The organism is Pseudaestuariivita atlantica, assembly GCF_001205715.1.
Lineage (GTDB): Bacteria > Pseudomonadota > Alphaproteobacteria > Rhodobacterales > Rhodobacteraceae > Pseudaestuariivita > Pseudaestuariivita atlantica.
In genome coordinates, this window is the sequence record NZ_AQQZ01000011.1 from 1 (window position 1) to 16,801 (window position 16,801).

The window sequence follows — 16,801 nt, forward strand, 5'->3', positions numbered from 1 at the left end:
GACATTCCTGAATTGCTCATGGGTGACATTATCGCTTTGCGGCTACATCTGGATTAATTATAATAGTAGTTATGTAAAATTTTACGGCTAAATCCGGCAGGAATTACGAGTCGGATGTGGCGATCATAGAAAAATTGTTTCGTCAAGATAAAAGTTGCATCAGCTGGGTAAGGCTTCCCGTTGTTGCGTTGCGCTTGATCGCTGTGCAACACTCTTGATGCGTACTCTTGTGCGCAATTTTTTGACATCGCCGGAATTTTTTGGCGAACCCACTTTTGGATGCAGGTTATGGATGCCTCGATTTCAATGACGCAGACGGGCGATTCCGAAGGCAGCGATGCCGCGGGTGAAGCACCCCGCGCGACACCGTCGCCGAAATTTCAAGCCCTTCGCAACAACAGTCCCCACCTGGCGGCCGGCATCACGATGTCGCTTCTGATGGGGCATGCGCCATTTGCCGACCGGACGTTCGGGGGCATGTGCCGCCTGATCGCCGGTCACCTCAATCGCAAGCACTATTACATCGTGTTCCGCGACGGACAGCCCCGCGGTTTCGTGGGCTGGACTTACGATCAAGAAGACGCCGCCCAGGCATGGCTGGACGGCAATGGAACACTGACCGGGGATGGCCGGGAAGGCGATTGCGTCATCTTCAATTTCTGGGTGACGGACGGGCCTGACATGAACTCATTCCTTGTCAGGACCATGCGGGAGGAATTCCGCGACAAACGCCGGCTTGTGGCCCGGCGCATCTATTCGGATGGCCGGATCCGGCCGATTTCGATTGCCAACACTCGCATCTGAACACAGCCAATTTTAGGAGACTTCGAAAATGGCCGTATTAACATCAACAAACGCCCAGGAAGGGCTGGACATGGTCAATGGCGGCCAGTTCAGCTATGACGCATTTGATCCAGCCGGGACAAACTCCTCCACCGCTTACTCGTGGCTGACGCCGGGTGGCAGCGACGTGCAGGCCTTCGGCTTCGGGATCACGACCAACGGGTCGGGCGATCCGCTGAGCGGCACGATCACGTCGCTGGAATTCGACTTCAACAACGACAACTTCGCGACACCCGATGTCGAAATCACCGGGTTCGCGGGCAGCCTTGTCGCGATGACGACGGGCAATGACCTGCTGGACGAGGTGTTCGGCGGCAATGACACGATCAACGGGACGGGCTTCGACGACTCGTTGAAAGGGGCAGCCGGCAACGACTCGATCGACGGCAACAACGGCAACGACCTGATCTACGGTGACCTTGTCCTCAGCGGCACGGGCAACGACACGTTGAACGGCGGCATCGGCAACGACAGCTTGTATGGCGGCGGTGGCAACGACATCCTGAACGGCAACTCGGGGTCGAACTCGATCTTTGGCGGTGCGGGCAACGACGTCATCACCGAAGGCGGCGCCGACACGGTTGACGCGGGCTCGGGCAACGACCGCGTGGTCCTGACCAGCACGCTGATTTCCAACGCCGACATCTGGGATGGTGGCACCGGCAACGACATCCTCGACCTGCGCCAGATCACCTATGCCGGCACATCCGTCGAGATCGACCTGCTGAACGAGCGGATCGAGGCATCGAATGGCAGCGCGACCTTCGAGGTGATCCAGGGATTTGAAAGCGTCTATGGCTCGGACGGGTCGGAAACGATCCGCGGCGACAACGTTGCCAACTACCTCTGGGGTGGCGAAACGGCATCGCCGGACACCATCTTTGGCAACGGCGGCAACGATACCATCTTTGGTGCGAACGGCGGCGGCGCCGACTCTATCCGCGGCGGTAACGACAATGACCAGATCTTTGGCCGTGCCGGTAACGACACCATCTCGGGCGACTCGGGCAACGACCTGCTTCGCGGCGAGGCTGGCGACGACTCGATTTTCGGCAACCTTGGCGACGATACGATGCGCGGGGGCACCGGCAACGACACGCTGACCGGCAACTCGGGCACCAACCGCTTCGAATACATTTCGTCCGAAGCGGCGACGCATGGCACCGACTCGGTTGTTGGCGGAACGGGGATCGACACGCTGTATCTCAACGGCGCGGGTACCTACATCATGGACTCGTTCTCGTTCTCGGGCATGGAAGGCATCCAGTTCGCGGGCACTAACGGCTCCTTCAACCTGATCCTGCCGGACGATGCGCATACCGACTGGGCGTCGAACACCGCCGTGACGTTCGATTCGGGCGCGACCTCGACTCACACGATCCAGATCGACATGGGGTCGTCGACCACCATCGACCTGCGCAACTGGACGTTCGTGAACTCCGACAGCAATGACGAGATCGACATCGACGGCGACGCATCGAGCGAGAACTTCTACGGTTCGATGATCGACGATGACATCTCGGGCTTTGATGGGAACGACGACTTCTTTGTCGGCGGTACCGGATCCGAGGGGGACTCGCTGCGTGGCGGTAACGGCACCGACCGGATCGTCGTCATGGAAACGACCGACATGAGCTCCACCGCGGTGCAGTTCGAGTCGATCGAAGAGATCGAGTTCAACAACTTCGGTGCCGGCGTCAACATGTTCAGCATCAACGGTCAGGAAACCGACGCGGCGACCGAGATTTCCTCGACCCTGCTGATCGATGGCGCGGCCGGTGGTATGCAGGACATCCTGCAGATCATCATGGGCGCTGTCACGTCGCTCGACCTGTCGGGCTGGACCTTCCAGGACTGGGGCACCGAGGGTGACCACATTCACGTTGTGGGTGACGGATCTTCGGAAACTGTCACCGGTTCGGTCGAGGCTGACTCGGTTGAAGGCGAAGGCGGCAACGACATCGTCACGGGCGGTGCCGGCAATGACTCGCTTGACGGCGGCAGCGGCAACGACAGCCTTGACGGCGGTGCCGACAACGACGTGCTGACCGGCGGTCTTGGCAATGACACCCTGCTGGGTGACGCTGGCAACGACCTGCTCAATGGCGGGTCGAACGACGACTCGATGGATGGCGGTGCCGGCGACGACACCATCAACGGCGGGTCGGGCAACGACACCGTGATCGCGAGCGCCGGGACCGACGACATCGACCTGGGTTCCGGCAACGACTTCTTCGACGACCAGGGCGCCAACGGCGTACACACGGTCGAAGGTGGTCTTGGCAACGACACAGTCGAATCGACCGGGTCGGGCGGTACCTACAATCTGGGTGACAACGACGACCTTGGCATCGCGGTCAGCGGCGCGGAGACGTTCGATGGCGGTAACGGCATCGACACCATCGACCTGAGCGTAGGCAACTTCTTCTACGACTTCGACATGGCGACAGGCGTCGTGAACTATAGCGCCGAGCTGTTCACGAACTTCGAGAACGCGATCCTCGGTAGTGCCAGCGACATCCTTGTCGGGACCGCGGGAGCCAACAACATCGTGGCCGGTGCCGGCAACGACTCGATCCGCGCACTGGGTGGTGACAACACCATCTCGGGCGGAGCGGGTATGGACACGCTGCGCGGTGGCGCTGATGCCGACTCGATCGACGGTGGCGACGATGCCGACACCATCACCTCGCTGCAAGGCGCGGACACGGTGGACGGTGGTCTTGGTGCCGACGTGATCGTGGCCAATGACGGGGCTGACCTGATCAACGGTGGCGATGGCGGCGACGATATCCGCGGTCAGAACGACAACGACACCATCTTCGGGGACGGCGGCAACGACCTCCTGAACGGTGGTTTCGGTGAAGACGACATCCAGGGCGGTCTTGGCAACGATACCCTGCGCGGTACGTTCGGCAACGACACGCTGGACGGCGGCGATGGCAACGACGCATTGCAGGGCGGTAGCGAAAACGACCTCCTGAACGGCGGCAGCGGCCTCGACGACCTGCGGGGTGAAGGCCAGAACGACACCATCAACGGCAACAGCGGCAATGACACCATCCTTGGCGGTGGCGGCAGCGACGTGGCCAACGGTGGTGCCGACGATGACCTGATCCGCGGTGACCAGGGCAACGACACCCTGAACGGTGACGGCGGTAACGACACCCTGCGTGGCGGTATCGGGTCGGATAGCCTGAACGGTGGTGCCGGCAACGACACCCTGACCGGTGAAGACGGCTTCGACGATCTTGACGGGTCGACCGGCGACGACAACCTCAACGGGGGCGCCGGCAACGATACCCTCTTCGGGGCGTCCGGCAACGACACGCTGAACGGCGGGACCGAGAACGACTTCCTCCTCGGGGGCAGCGGTATCGACATCCTGAACGGCGGATTGGGTCGTGACACCATGGCTGGCCAGGGTGGCAACGACACCCTGGACGGTGCCAACGATGGCAACATCGACTGGTTCATCTTCGCGGTGAACTACGACAACGACACGGTCCTGAACTTCGAGGACAACATCGACAACCTGCAGCTGGATGACGGCCTGTGGGGCGGCGGTTTGACCGCGGCGCAGGTGGTGAGCATCTACGGCTCCAACACCGGCGGTGGTGTCCAGTTCGACTTCGGCGGCGGCGACATCGTGTTCGTGGATGGCATGACCACCACCACGATCACCGACGATATCGTCATCGTGTGATGAAACGCTCCGGCCCCCGGTGCAGACCGGGGGCCGGGCCCTTTTTCGCGGGGTCGTATCAAGGGCCTCCACCCGCACCTTTCCCGGACATTCCAGTAATACCTTCGATTGCCTGCCCGGCGCGGTCCGCGGCGGTTTTCGTCTGGAACGGCGGGTTGATCCGGGGCTGAGTGACCGCCCGCCGATGCGCGGATTTTGTGCAGGTGTCGCGGCGCGATCCGGAGGCCGCCGACCGGCCGGGGGATCGCTTGCGCATAAGGCCACGGGACACTAAGCACTTACCAAGTTCAAGGCACGGAATATCAATGAAAGCCATTGTCCACGTTGGGATGCACAAGACGGGAACGAGTTCCATCCAGGACAGTTTCGCCGCCGTGCCGCCCGAGGGGTTTTCCTATTTCAAGGCGCGGGGCAACAACCTGAACCAGTGGTCGCGGGTGATGTTCGAAGAGCCCGAGACCCTGATGCAGTTGCCGTGGTACTCGCAGGCGTCAGACGCCGAGCGGCAGGCCTTCCGCAAGGCGCGGGCGGAGGAAAGCGACCGGGAATTCGACAGGGTCGCGGCGGCGGGGGTGCCGGTGATCTTCTCGGCAGAGCGGTTCGGGTACATGTCCGAACCGTCGGTGGCGCGGTTTCGCGGCTGGCTGGCAGAGCGGTTCGAAGAGGTGGAGATCCATGCCTACGTGCGCGACCCGCTGGGTTTCGTCCGCAGCTCGATCCAGCAGCGCATCAAGACGGGGGCGAAGGACCTGTCGGTCACGCCTGACCTGCCCCATTACCAGTCCCGGTTCGCCAAGTTCGAAGACGCCTTCGGGGCGGATCATGTGCAGTATCGCATCTTCCGGCGGGGCGATCTGAAGGACGGCAACGTGGTTGCCGATTTCGCGGACTGGCTGGGCACCGGTTACCCGGTCGAGGCGATCCTGACCTCGAACGAAAGCGTTTCGGTGGAGGCGCTGGCCTGCATGATCGCGATGACCTGCCATCTGCCCGACGATATCGCCGCCTCGGTCACGCCGGTCGAACGGATCCGCACCTTCGCGCTGCTGACCGAGTTCGGCAGCGGCACCTTCGCCTTCTCCGAGGCGGCGGCGACGAAGATCGTCGCGTCGATCAAGGCGGATTGCGACTGGATGGATGCGCGGCTGGGCACGCCGCTTGACCGGACAGCAAGGCAATCCGGCGACGTGACCATCGACCGGCTGGAGGACCTTGCGGAGCTGGCGCCGGATTACGCCGATGGCCTGCGCGCGCATATCGCGGCGGCGCTGGTGCCCGATGCGCCGCGATCCATGCAGGACCTGCTGCCCGCCCTGTCCTTCGTGCGGTACGCGCCATGAGCCGGAAGCCGCTGGGAATCCTGCACGTGGGCATGCCCAAGACGGGCACCACGTCGATCCAGGAGACATTCGCGCGCGCCGACCTGGGTGACGCGCATTACTGGAACTGGCCCGCGCCCAACCATGGCGGGCTGGTCGCGCTGGTGACCGGGGACGAGACCCATTCCGCCGTCGCCAACCCCGACCGGTTCGCGCAGTGGAAAAAGCGGCTGGCGGATCACGAACGCAAGCTGGAAGAGCATATCGCCGCCCACGCGCCCCGCGCGCTGATCCTGTCGGCCGAGCGCATCTTCATCATGTCGCCCGAGAAGATGAAGGTCCTGCGCGCCTACCTTGACCGGTTCTGCGACGACTACCTTGTCGTGACCTACCTGCGCGACCCGGTGACCTTTGCCGCCTCGTCCTTCCAGCAGACGATCAAGACGGGCCGCGCGACCTTTTCGCCGACGCGCATCTACCGCCCCTACCGTCCCAGCGTCGAGGCGCTGGAAGAGGCGTTCGGACGCGACAAGGTGATCGTGCGTCCGTTCGACCGGACCGTCCTGAAGGATGGCGACGTGGTGGCCGATTTCGCCGATACGATCGGAGTACCGATCGCCAAGGAAGACATCGTGCGCGATAACGAGAGCATGACCCTTGAAGCGGCGGCCCTGCTGTTCGTCGAGCGGCGGTTCGGCGTTGGTGCCGACCGCCAGCAGCGCCCGGACGAGATGCGGCAGAACTGGGATTTCGTGCACCGGATGCAGCGGGCCGGCGGGCGCAAGTTCCGCCTGTCGCCGCGGCTGTTCGAGGACACGCTGGCCAGGCATGCCGAGGACATCGCATGGGCCGAGGCGCGGATGGGCCATTCCTTTGGTCTTGATGCCCTGCCGAAGCAGGAAGACGAGGGCCCCGCGTCGCAAGCGGAATTCCTTGATGTCGCGTTGGGGGCCACGGACGTGTTGCGCGCGCTGGTGCGGCAGGTCGCCGACGACGCGCCTATGGACACTCCCGAAGATGTGGCAAAGGTGATGCACGCGCTGATTCCGCGCCGCGCGCCGCCGCCGAAGGACTGAACGTGACGACGATTGAACCGGCAGCCCCCCTGCCCCCGAAGACATCTCCGAAATGGTGAGCAGATGACACTGGATCTAGATCAAGTCTGGCGCGATTACGTCGAACCTCTTGGCCTCTACGAGGCGCGCCCGGATTTCCGTTTCGACGTCGTCTTTTACGGCAACAAGTTTCCCGAACTGCTCGAAAAGGGCGTCGACCTGAAAGAGCATTATTACACGCATGGCCGGAAGGAAAACCGGCACGGCAACATGTACAGCGAATTCAAGGCGGTGCGCCCGCGTGCCGACAACCTGATCGACGCTGTGCTGCTGGACAGCGACCTTGCCCGCGCGGCGCGTGCCGGACAGGAAGAAGCGTACGAGTTGCTGTACGAGCTGATGGCCCTGCCCCACGGGATCGACGCGAAAGTGTCGCATTTCTCGCGCGAGCATTACCTGACCGAATATCCCGACGTGGGCGAGGCCGGCGTTTTCCCGCTGCGCCACTTCCTTGAATTCGGTCGCCGCGAGAAGCGCAATTCGCTGCTGAACATCCGGCGCAATTTCCACGAGGGCGACAAGGCCTACGACCCTGCCAAGCCGACCATGATGTTCATGGTGCACCAGTTGTCCATGACCGGCGCGCCGATGGTCGGGCTGGAACTGATGCGGCAGGCATCCGAGAAATACAACGTCATCGCGCTGAGCCTTCAGGACGGCCCCTTGATGGAGCCCTACCGGCGCGAATGCATGGCGCTGTTCATCTCGCCCAACCTGCACCAGCAGGTCGATTTCGTGCTGAAGCATCACCTGATCAACGTGGAATTCGCGCTGCTGAACTCGGTCGATTGCAGCCTGTTCATCCCGGCGCTGGTGGCGCGCGGCATCCCGTTCTGTTTCTACGTGCACGAGTTCCCGGAATATTCGGTGCCGCTGCACAAGACGATCTGGACGACGTTCTATGCCGACCTGAAGGTGTTCTCGTCGGAATACGTGCGCGATGCGTGGCGCAACATTCACGAGGACCTGGGGTTCGACACGGATGACTGCACGACGGTCATTCCGCAGGCGCCGCTGGTCCTCGACAAGGTGTCGCGCAAGCAGCACAAGGCCGCGCGGGAGCGGTTGTCGAAGATCCTGGGCGTGGATTGTTCGACCCGCAAGATCGTCTACGGCGCGGGCAGCGTGCACTGGCGCAAGGGCACCGACCTGTTCATGACGACCGCGCAACTGGTGCACAAGCGCGACCCAGAGGCGCTGTTCATCTGGATGGGCGACGGGTTGATCCACGAGGATTTCAACTGCGGCGTCTGGATGGAAAAGCAGATGCGCGAGGCGCGGGCGAACGAGCCCGGCAGCTATTTCCACTTCCTGCCGGCGGGCGATCATTACTGGGACGTCTGCGCCGGTGCCGACGTTATGTACCTGTCGTCGCGGATGGACCCGTTGCCCGGCGTGGTGCTGGACGGGGCCGAGTTCGATTGCGACGTGCTGCTGTTCCGCGACGCGTCGGGGTTCGACGACGCGGTCTATGACAAGCAGGAGCGCATCCACAAGGTGCCCTTTGGCGACGTGGAGGCGGCGGCGGACACCATCGCGGCCCTGCCGTCGAAGGCGAGCCGGATCGGCCGGATGAGTGCGACCAAGAAGATCACCAAGAAGCTGCGGCTTGACCCCGACCTGTTCGACAAGATCGCGGGTTTCATCGAGGAGAAGCTGGGCGCGCGGCGGCGGTTCGTGCTGGGTGAAGGCGATTACGACCTGCCGGTGCTGTTCACCGAGAAGCCGCATGACGCGCAGGCGCGCATCCGCGAGCGGCAGAAGGCGTGGTCGCTGGGTCGGCAGACGGTGTGGCAGTCGGAAGACGAGGCGCGGCGGGTCGTGGCCAAGTCGGACCACCCGGTGCATCAAAGCAGCAAGATCGTGCGCTATTCAGAGCACGACCCGGAGGACCTGCCGCCCTTCTCGATCCACATCCACGCCTATTACACCGACGACCTCGCCTATGACATCCAGTCCTACGAGGTCTACCGGAGGGCGAACCGGATCGTCATCACGACGGACGCGACCCGCAAGGCCAACACGATCAACGAGATCCTGAAAGAGACCAATTTCGAGGCCGAGATCGTGCAGGTTCCGAACACGGGGCGGGACATCCTGCCGTTCATGAACCTGTTCTGGGAGCTGGAGAAATGGGGCGGGGACGAGATCTGGGGCCACATGCACCAGAAGAAATCGATCTCGTCGACGCCGGGCGGGGACGTGTGGCGGAACTTCATGCTGAGCATCCTGATGGGCGGCAAGACCAAGGTGTCGAACGCGCTGCTGCAACTGAAGGACCCCGATATCGGGTTGGTCGCGCCGTTCGACCCGTTCATGTGCGGCTGGTTCATGTCGAAGAAGAACCTGCCGATCTTCCAACCGCGCATCGAAACGCCCTTGCCGACCCATCCGCTGCTGTTCCCGGTGGGGAACATGTTCTGGGTGCGGCGCGGCGTGGTCGAGCACATGAACAGCTATTTCGGGCGTGACTATCCGTGGCCGAACGAGCCCATCGCCAATGACGGGTCGGTTTTCCACCTGATCGAACGGCTTTGGCCGACCGCCACCTATGAAATGCAGAAAAAGTCTGTATTCATCAGCAAACCCGATCAACCTAGGAGGTAGTCGCGTGCAAGTGCTGCTGCATATCGGGATGGGCAAGACCGGGACGTCCTCCATCCAGCGGGCCCTGAAGGCCAGCGAGCCCCGCCTGGCCGAGCAGAAGACGCATTACCTTGGCATGTGGTTCGACATGGTCGCGCCGCGGTTCCACGGGATCGAGGGTCTGCGGCTGTTCCTGGAACAGGACGAGGACGCCAAGCGCGCCGGTTGCGACAAGTTCATCGCGCACATGACGACCCTTGCCGCCAGCACCGGGGCGGAGAAGTTCATCTTCTCGAACGAGGACCTGTTCGGGCGGATCGACCAGCTGGCGCCGGTGATCGCGCGGTTGCGCGAAGAGGTCGACCTGCGGCTCATCATGTACGTGCGCGACATCCATTCGTGGCTGCCATCGGCCTTCACGCAATGGGGCCTGCGCCACAAGGTCCGCGAGGGCAAGCTGGCGCCCTATGCCGAGCAGGCGGGCAGCCTGATCAACAATTACGTGGCGCTGCGGCCCTGGTTCGAACGCTACGGCGACATCATGACCGTGCGCCATCACCAGAAATCCATCGACGTGGTGGAGGATTTTGCCGAAGTCGCGGGCATCACGCTCGACCCGCCGGAAGGCCGCGTGCTGGAACGGGCCGAGGATGCCGAGGTGCTGCTGCGGGCGCTTTTCAACAACAAGTTCCGGGGCGAGGTCTTTCCCGACCGGTTCAACCGCACGGTCCTGCATCCCGCGCGCGACACGGTGGTGTCGGTGGAAGAGGCGGTTGACGATTACCTCGACTACACCGCGACCGACGACATCATCGCGCCCTACCTCGACCAGTTCCGCGAGCTGGAGAAGATGCTGGACGTGCCGTTCCTGTCAGGCGCGGACAGGGAGCAGAAACGCGCCGATCCCGACGCGCTGCGCGCGCGGCTTCTGGATTACCTGCTGGCGATCGTGCTGCGGCAGTCGATCAACATCCAGGCGCTGCAACGGCAGGTGCGCGAGCTGGAACAGGGCCGGGATGAGGCCGCCGAGTGACGACAGGCGCGGCGCAAGTGCGCCGCGCGCCCTCTCACCCGCCGAGATACTGTTTCATCATGCCGAGGCTGACCTCGGTGTGACTGGCGGTGAGGCCTGCGTTCATGTTGGTGAAGAAGGTGATGAACATCGGGTGCGCGGTCACGTCCGGCCCGGCGGCCAGCATCGTGACGTCGCCGCTGTCTTCATCGGTTGTCCAGACGATGTCGGACCCTTCGGGCATCGCGTCGGGCGCGGTGCCCTCGCCGCTGAGAAACAGCAGCGCGCCGCGCGGCTGCGCGGCGGTGCGATGCGCGCCCACGATCACGTCGCGCATCAGCGCGAGGCGGCTGGGAGCGTCGCTTGTCATCTCGAACAGGAACACGTTCGGGTCGAGCGTGCCTTCGTCCATCGGCCCGGCCTCCCGGTCGAACGGGTTCACCACGCAGACGGGTTCGGGCCAGTCGATATCGGGGCGGGTCTTGCCCTTGGCGGCGGGGTGGTGGGTGTCGATGATCAGCATGTCGGTCTTGTCAAAATCCGGGATGGACGGATGCGCGGCAGGCCGGTGTCACGGCCTGCCAGCCCGTATCCGGTCAGGCGGATTCCTTGGTGCGTTCCTTGATGAAGGCGCTGCGCTCTGCCTTGAGAGCCTTCAGCTCTGCCTCGATCTCGGCGATGCGCAGTTTCACGTAGATCTGGCGTTGGGAACTCGCGCGTTCTTCGGCGGATTGTGTTTTTGATGCCATGGTCTGGTCCTTGGTAAATGGGTTAGGTTGAATGCCCCTTACGATTTGCAACTGCAGCATTCGGGGCGGGTACACACCTGCACAATGGGTACATTCGGAATCATCTAATTCTTACAGCATCCAATGCCCAGAACTTAAGCGAAGCCGCCCGAGCGTACCATAAAAAAAACTCTTGCAGGCAAGTGACATAAAAATTGTGCAGTTTGACAACCGGGGGGCCGTTTCGCGCGGGCGGCGGGGCGGGCCGGATTTGCCGCGATGCAGCGTCAGATGAGGAAGTCGGTCGCGGACAGGGTGAGGGTGCCGGTCAGCAGGATCTCGAAATCCGCGGTACCGTCACCGTCGCGGTCGGCCTGCACGATGGTGCGCCCGGCGTCGTGGTCGAACCTGAGTTCGCCCGCCGTGCCGGAAAAGGCCGCATCCCCGATGAAGTCGAAGCGCTGCTTGAACCCTTGGGTGATGTCGGCGTCGATGCGGGAGATCTCGATCCGGTCCTCGCCGGGGGTGAAATCGGTGATGAGGTCGCGGTTGCCGGGCCCGGCCCCGGTTTCGGCGGCGTTGAAATAGATGAAGCGGTCCATCCGGCCCGCGCCCGGCCCGCCGGTCATCACGTCGGCCCCAAGACCGCCATAGATCGCGTCGGCCCCTTCCCCGCCGCGCAGCGTGTCGTTGCCCGCGCGGCCATAGAGCCGGTCGGTCAGGCCGCCGCCGGAAAAGTGGTTGTCGCCTGCGTCGCCGCGCAACTGGTCGACGGTGTTGCCGGTGCGGAACGCCTCGATCGAGGTGAAGGTGTCGCCGGCGGCGTCGTTGTAGCTGATCGCGGGGTTTTGCAGGTCGACGCGAACGGAGCGGGTGGCATCGGTGTAATCGGCCACGTCCCAGCCCGCCCCGCCATCGAGCACGTCGCCCCCTGCCCCGCCGCGCAGCGTGTCGTCGCCGCCAAGGCCCGACAGCGTGTCGATCCCGTCGGTGCCGATCAGCAGGTCGCCGCCATTGGTGCCGTCGAGATCCACCGCGTCGGCCTGCAGGCGCACCTCGTCCAGCGTGTGCATCTGGCCGTTCATGTCGAACTGTTCGACCTGTTGGAACGTGTCGGTGCCTTCGGACGAGGTGATGCGGACGCCGCTGCCAAGGTCGATGACGGTGACGTCGCCCAGGCGTCGTCGAGGATCGCGGTGTCGATCGCCGCGCCGCCGTGGACGTAATCGTCCCCCAGCCCGCCGATCAGGGTGTCGCGGCCCGGCCCGCCGAACAACTCGTCCGCGCCCGAGCGACCGTCCATGTGGTCGCTGCCCGCGTCGCCGAACAGGAAGTCGACCCCGCCGCGCCCGTCGAGCGTGTCGCGCCCCTCGCCCCCGAAAAGCGCCTCTTCCCCGCCGGTGCCGACCAGTGCGCCGCCATCGGGGTCGGTCACCACCTCTTCGCTCTGGAAGAGCGTGTCGAAACCCACGAGGTCGGCCAGTTGCGTCAAGAGGTCGGTCACCGAGCCGCCGAATTCGGCCAGGGCGTCGGTGACGGCGGAAATCGCGCTGGCGGCGGCGGCCCCGATCCCGGCGATGACGTCGAAGACCGGGTCGAGGATCGACAGGATCTGGTTCTGGACCGGGGCGAAGACGTTGAGGGTGAAACCGAGCGTGTCGAGGATGTCGAGCACGAAGTCTTCGATGATGTTCTGCACGAAGCCCACGAAATCGGTGATCGTCTCGATGGCCGAGATCAGGTTGATCGTGATGTTGAAGGGCAGCTCGATGTTGACGTTCAGCGAATCGTAGATGTCGTTCGCGATGGCGGCGGCGCCCGCGAAGACGGCGGTGGCGCTGTTGATCGTGTTCGTGAGCGCGGTGGTGTCCGGCAGGGCGGCCCCCAGCGCATCCACGGCGTTGCCCAGCCCGGTCGCCAGCGCGTCGACGGGGGCCAGCAGCAGTGCCTTGACGGCCTCCCAGTCGGTCACGCCGCCGGTAAAGGCCGCCATCCGCGCGGCCAGTTCGGTCTCGGCGGGCACGTCGCGGCCATCGAACACGTTCGCCAGCAGCGCCAGTTCCTCGGCCCGGTTGTCGAGCGAGAAGCCGAGCGTGCCGTTGACCAGCGAAGGCGGGATCAGAAGGTTGCCGAACGCGGAAAGGCTCTCTTGCGCGGGCGTCCACAGGGTGTCGAGGTTGCGCAGAACCTGCTCCTGCTGCTCGATCGTGAAGCCGACGGTATTCGACACGCTGTTCAGCTGCTTGATCGCGAAGCCGATGCCGTAGGGCAGGTTGCCCAGCACGTTCACGATCACGTTCGGCAGGTCAATCGCGTCGGCGGCGTCTTCCAGCCGGTCGGCAAGCTGGCGCGGCTGGTCGAGAAGCACCTCCCCGGTAGAGGCCAGCAGGCCCAGGTCGTCCAGCGTGCCGTCGATGGCGTTCTGGTCGGCGGTGATGCTGGCAAGCGCGTCGGCGTAATCGGACAGGCGGGTCATGCAATGGCCTTTGGCAAGAGAGCTTTGAAAAGCGCAAATAAAATGGCGCCCCCGAGAGGGAGGGGCGCCATTGACCCTAGGGCAGTTGGCCCACTCTGTCCATCTGCCCGCGTCGCGGGATCAGATCAGGAAATCTCCCGCGACGAGGTCGATCGTGCCGGTCAGTTCGATCTCCATGTCCGCGATGCCGTCGCCGTCGCGGTCGGCCTGCACGAGGGTGATGCCACCGGTCTGTTCGTAGCGTAATTCGCCCGCCGTCCCGGTAAAGGCCGCGTCACCCACGAAGTCGAAGCGTTGCTTGAAGCCTTGCGTGATGTCGGCGTCGATGCGGGACAGTTCGATCCGGTCCTCGCCCGAGACGAAGTCGGTGATGACGTCGCGGTTGCCGCTGCCCACGCCGGTCTCGTTGGCCTGGAAGTAGATATAGCGGTCGCGCCGCCCGGCATCGTCGCCGCCGGTCATCGTGTCCGCGCCGAGGTTGCCGTACATCGCATCCGCCCCGGTGCCACCGTCGAGGATGTCGTCACCCGCCCGGCCATAGAGCCGGTCGCTGACGCCGCCGCCTTCCAGCATGTTGCTGGCGCCGTCGCCGCGCAGGTTGTCGGCGAAGTCGCCGCCGATGGCGTTCTCGATATTGGCGAAGGTGTCGCCGGTGGCGGCGCCTTCATCGAAGAACCGCACGAAACCCGCGCCCGACACGTCGGACTGGAAGTCGACCAGCACCCGGCCCGTGGCGTCGGAATAGTTGGCCGTGTCGGACCCGTCGCCGCCATCCAGAACGTCGGCACCCATGCCGGACGCCCACAGATGGTCGTCGTCGTTGCCGCCCAGCAGGGTGTCGTTGCCATCCTCGCCGAACAGCGTGTCCTGACCGTCGCCCCCGATGAGCGAGTCGTCACCCGCCTGCCCGCGGATCCAGTCGCGGCCCGAGCCGCCGGTGCCGGTGTCGTTGCCGTTCCCGAGGCTGGCGAAGATGAGGTAATCCGCCGTGCCGAAATACGAATCGTTGCCGTCGTTCAGATAGACCTCGGCCCAGCCGGTGTCAGACAAGGTCGGGGCGTTGAAGGTTTCGTCATTCTGCGAGCCGGCGAAGGTGAAATTCGACCGGGTCGCATCGTTCACGTCGGTGATCAGGTCGAGCGTGTTGATCAGGCCCGTCTCGCCGACATTGGTCCACTCGATCAGCTGGACCGACTGCGTGCCGCCTTCGATCCGGGTGTGGTGGCCCTGTTGCGAGACGCGGACAAGGTCATTGCCGTCAACGTAGAACTCGTTGCCGTCGGTCCCTTCGAAATTGACGACGCGCAGGGTGTTCGTGCCCTCGTAATCGGCGATGTAGGACGTGGTCATCGGGTTCGACCCGTCGACGACATAGGTGTCGTCACCCGCCTCCCCGCGCAGGTTGTCGTTGCCAAGGCCCGTGCGGATCGTGTCGTTGCCGGGGCCGCCTTCGATATAGTCGTCACCGCCAAGCGCGTTCAGAAGGTCATCGCCCTCGCGCCCGTCAAGGAAGTTGTCGGCGCTGCTGCCGGTGATGTCATCGCCCGAGGTGGTCGACCGTGACCCGCGCACGTCTTCGATGCTGATAAGCGTGTGGTTGAACGGGGTTCCGCCCCAGTTGCCTGTTGCGGTTCCGGCTTCAAGGTCGACAACCACGTTGTCCACGCCGCCCCGGTCATACCGCACCCGGTCGAGACCCCCGGCGCCGTCCGCGGTGTCATTGCCGCCGCCAAGGATGAACCCGTCGCGGCCATCGGTGCCGGTCACGTTGTCATCGAAGTTGTCCGTCTGGATCGACAGGCGGCCCGAATTGGGGTCGGTGCGCGTGACGGTGACGGTATCGCTGCCGCCAAACCCGTCCTGCGTGACCGTGCCTGCGCCGAAGTCGGCGATCACACCTTCGGTCGGGCCATTGTTGCCGTCCCAGTTGGCGCGCCAGCGCACGGTGCCGCCCGCGTTGAGATCGATGTTGAAGGTGTCATTCCCACCGCCGCCGTAGATCTGCAGGTAGGATTCATTGGCGCCGGTGATATTGAAGACATCGTTGCCGCCCGTGGCGACAAAGCCGAGGCCCCACCCGGTGATGTCGCTGGCCTGCGTTGCGAGGCCGTTGATCGTGTCGGTACCGCCGCCACCGCCGGTCACTGTGCCGGAATTGGCACCGAGATCGAAGTTGACGGTAAGCGGGCCAGTGAGGTTCTGGTACAACAGCTCGACAAAGCTTGGCCTCGGGCCGGTGCCCAGCGTCGGCTGCAGGTTGATGACGTCGTTGCCCGGACCGCCGAAGACCTGTTCGTAATCGTCGCCGCCGCCGGTGTTGATCGTGTCGTTGCCGACGCCGCCATCCAGCGTGTCGTCGCCCGTGCCGCCCTGGATCAGGTCGTCATTGGTGGTCGACCGGTTGGGGATCGACGAGAAGCTGATCGTCTGGTTCGGTCCGAACGGACCCGAGAAGGTGCCGCCGATCGAGTTCGCCTGCACGCCAAGGAAGTTTTCCAGCTGGGACTGGTTCGTGATCTGGGGCAGCGTCGGGCCGCCGATCTGCAGGACGAAGGTCTGCGACGTCGTCGGACCGGTCGGCACCGAGAAGGTCAGCAGGTAGCTGACCTGGTTGCTGCCCCAGTTGACCTGCCCGACCTGCACGTCGAGCGTGTCCAGATCGTCGGACGTGAATTCGCGCAGCGGCTGGCCCGGTTCGTTCAGCCGGACATTGATGATCGGCGTGTCGATCTGCACCTCGTTGAGCGAGTCCGCCTCGGTCTGGGTGATCTGGTAGTCGAACCCGGTGACACTGTCGTCGACGACAATGCTGACCGTGGCGGTCGATACGTTCTCGACGGTGTCATCATCGTTAAACTGGGCGGTAAAGCCGGTATACGTGTACGTGGTCATGCGATTTCCCCTGAATAAATGAATTGAGCCGCGACAACGCTCGGCAACGATAATTCACTCTATTCAGGAGCGGCGACGCGAGTCACCACCGCAAGGTGCCCAAATTTAGGATTTCACGCTTATT

11 protein-coding genes are annotated in these 16,801 nt (G+C 63.7%); 6 read left to right on the top strand and 5 right to left on the bottom strand.

Annotated elements, in window-relative coordinates; translation table 11 throughout:
* The first annotated feature begins 288 nt into the window (after nt 1-288).
* The 6 genes from ATO11_RS18310 to ATO11_RS18335 all read left to right on the top strand — a co-directional run bounded on the left by ATO11_RS18310 (nt 289) and on the right by ATO11_RS18335 (nt 10,602).
* Nucleotides 289-804, top strand: a complete 516-nt coding sequence (locus ATO11_RS18310) for a hypothetical protein (RefSeq protein WP_134643155.1) — start codon at nt 289-291, stop codon at nt 802-804.
* Nucleotides 805-832: 28 nt separating this feature from the next.
* Nucleotides 833-4,549, top strand: coding sequence for a calcium-binding protein (locus tag ATO11_RS21730; protein WP_110553772.1), 3,717 nt, complete (start codon nt 833-835; stop codon nt 4,547-4,549).
* 305 nt (nt 4,550-4,854) lie between these two features.
* The gene (locus ATO11_RS18320) at nt 4,855-5,889 is read left to right on the top strand and encodes a hypothetical protein (RefSeq protein WP_134643156.1); all 1,035 of its coding nucleotides are present in this window, start codon (nt 4,855-4,857) and stop codon (nt 5,887-5,889) included.
* On the top strand, nt 5,886-6,944 hold the full coding sequence (locus tag ATO11_RS18325) for a hypothetical protein (protein ID WP_050532379.1): 1,059 nt from the start codon (nt 5,886-5,888) through the stop codon (nt 6,942-6,944). Before ATO11_RS18320 ends, ATO11_RS18325 begins: the two co-directional genes overlap by 4 nt.
* A gap of 63 nt (nt 6,945-7,007) precedes the next feature.
* Nucleotides 7,008-9,590, top strand: coding sequence for a rhamnan synthesis F family protein (locus ATO11_RS18330; protein ID WP_050532380.1), 2,583 nt, complete (start codon nt 7,008-7,010; stop codon nt 9,588-9,590).
* 4 nt (nt 9,591-9,594) lie between these two features.
* The gene (locus ATO11_RS18335) at nt 9,595-10,602 is read left to right on the top strand and encodes a hypothetical protein (RefSeq protein WP_050532381.1); all 1,008 of its coding nucleotides are present in this window, start codon (nt 9,595-9,597) and stop codon (nt 10,600-10,602) included.
* 34 nt (nt 10,603-10,636) lie between these two features.
* On the opposite strand, the gene ATO11_RS18340 is transcribed toward ATO11_RS18335, so the two are convergent.
* The 5 genes from ATO11_RS18340 to ATO11_RS18355 form a co-directional block, all read right to left on the bottom strand.
* Entirely contained in the window at nt 10,637-11,104 is a 468-nt protein-coding gene (locus ATO11_RS18340) for a hypothetical protein (RefSeq protein WP_050532382.1), read from the bottom strand.
* 73 nt (nt 11,105-11,177) lie between these two features.
* A complete protein-coding gene (locus ATO11_RS22220) occupies nt 11,178-11,330 on the bottom strand; it encodes a hypothetical protein (protein WP_165586996.1) in 153 nt (50 codons plus the stop codon).
* 266 nt (nt 11,331-11,596) lie between these two features.
* Entirely contained in the window at nt 11,597-12,394 is a 798-nt protein-coding gene (locus tag ATO11_RS18345) for a calcium-binding protein (protein ID WP_050532383.1), read from the bottom strand.
* The gene (locus ATO11_RS18350) at nt 12,391-13,785 is read right to left on the bottom strand and encodes a calcium-binding protein (protein ID WP_050532384.1); all 1,395 of its coding nucleotides are present in this window, start codon (nt 13,783-13,785) and stop codon (nt 12,391-12,393) included. The genes ATO11_RS18345 and ATO11_RS18350 overlap by 4 nt, the downstream gene beginning before the upstream one ends.
* Before the next feature lie 120 nt (nt 13,786-13,905).
* Nucleotides 13,906-16,677: a calcium-binding protein gene (locus ATO11_RS18355; protein ID WP_050532385.1), complete on the bottom strand. Its 2,772-nt coding sequence runs from the start codon at nt 16,675-16,677 to the stop codon at nt 13,906-13,908.
* Nucleotides 16,678-16,801: the final 124 nt, after the last annotated feature.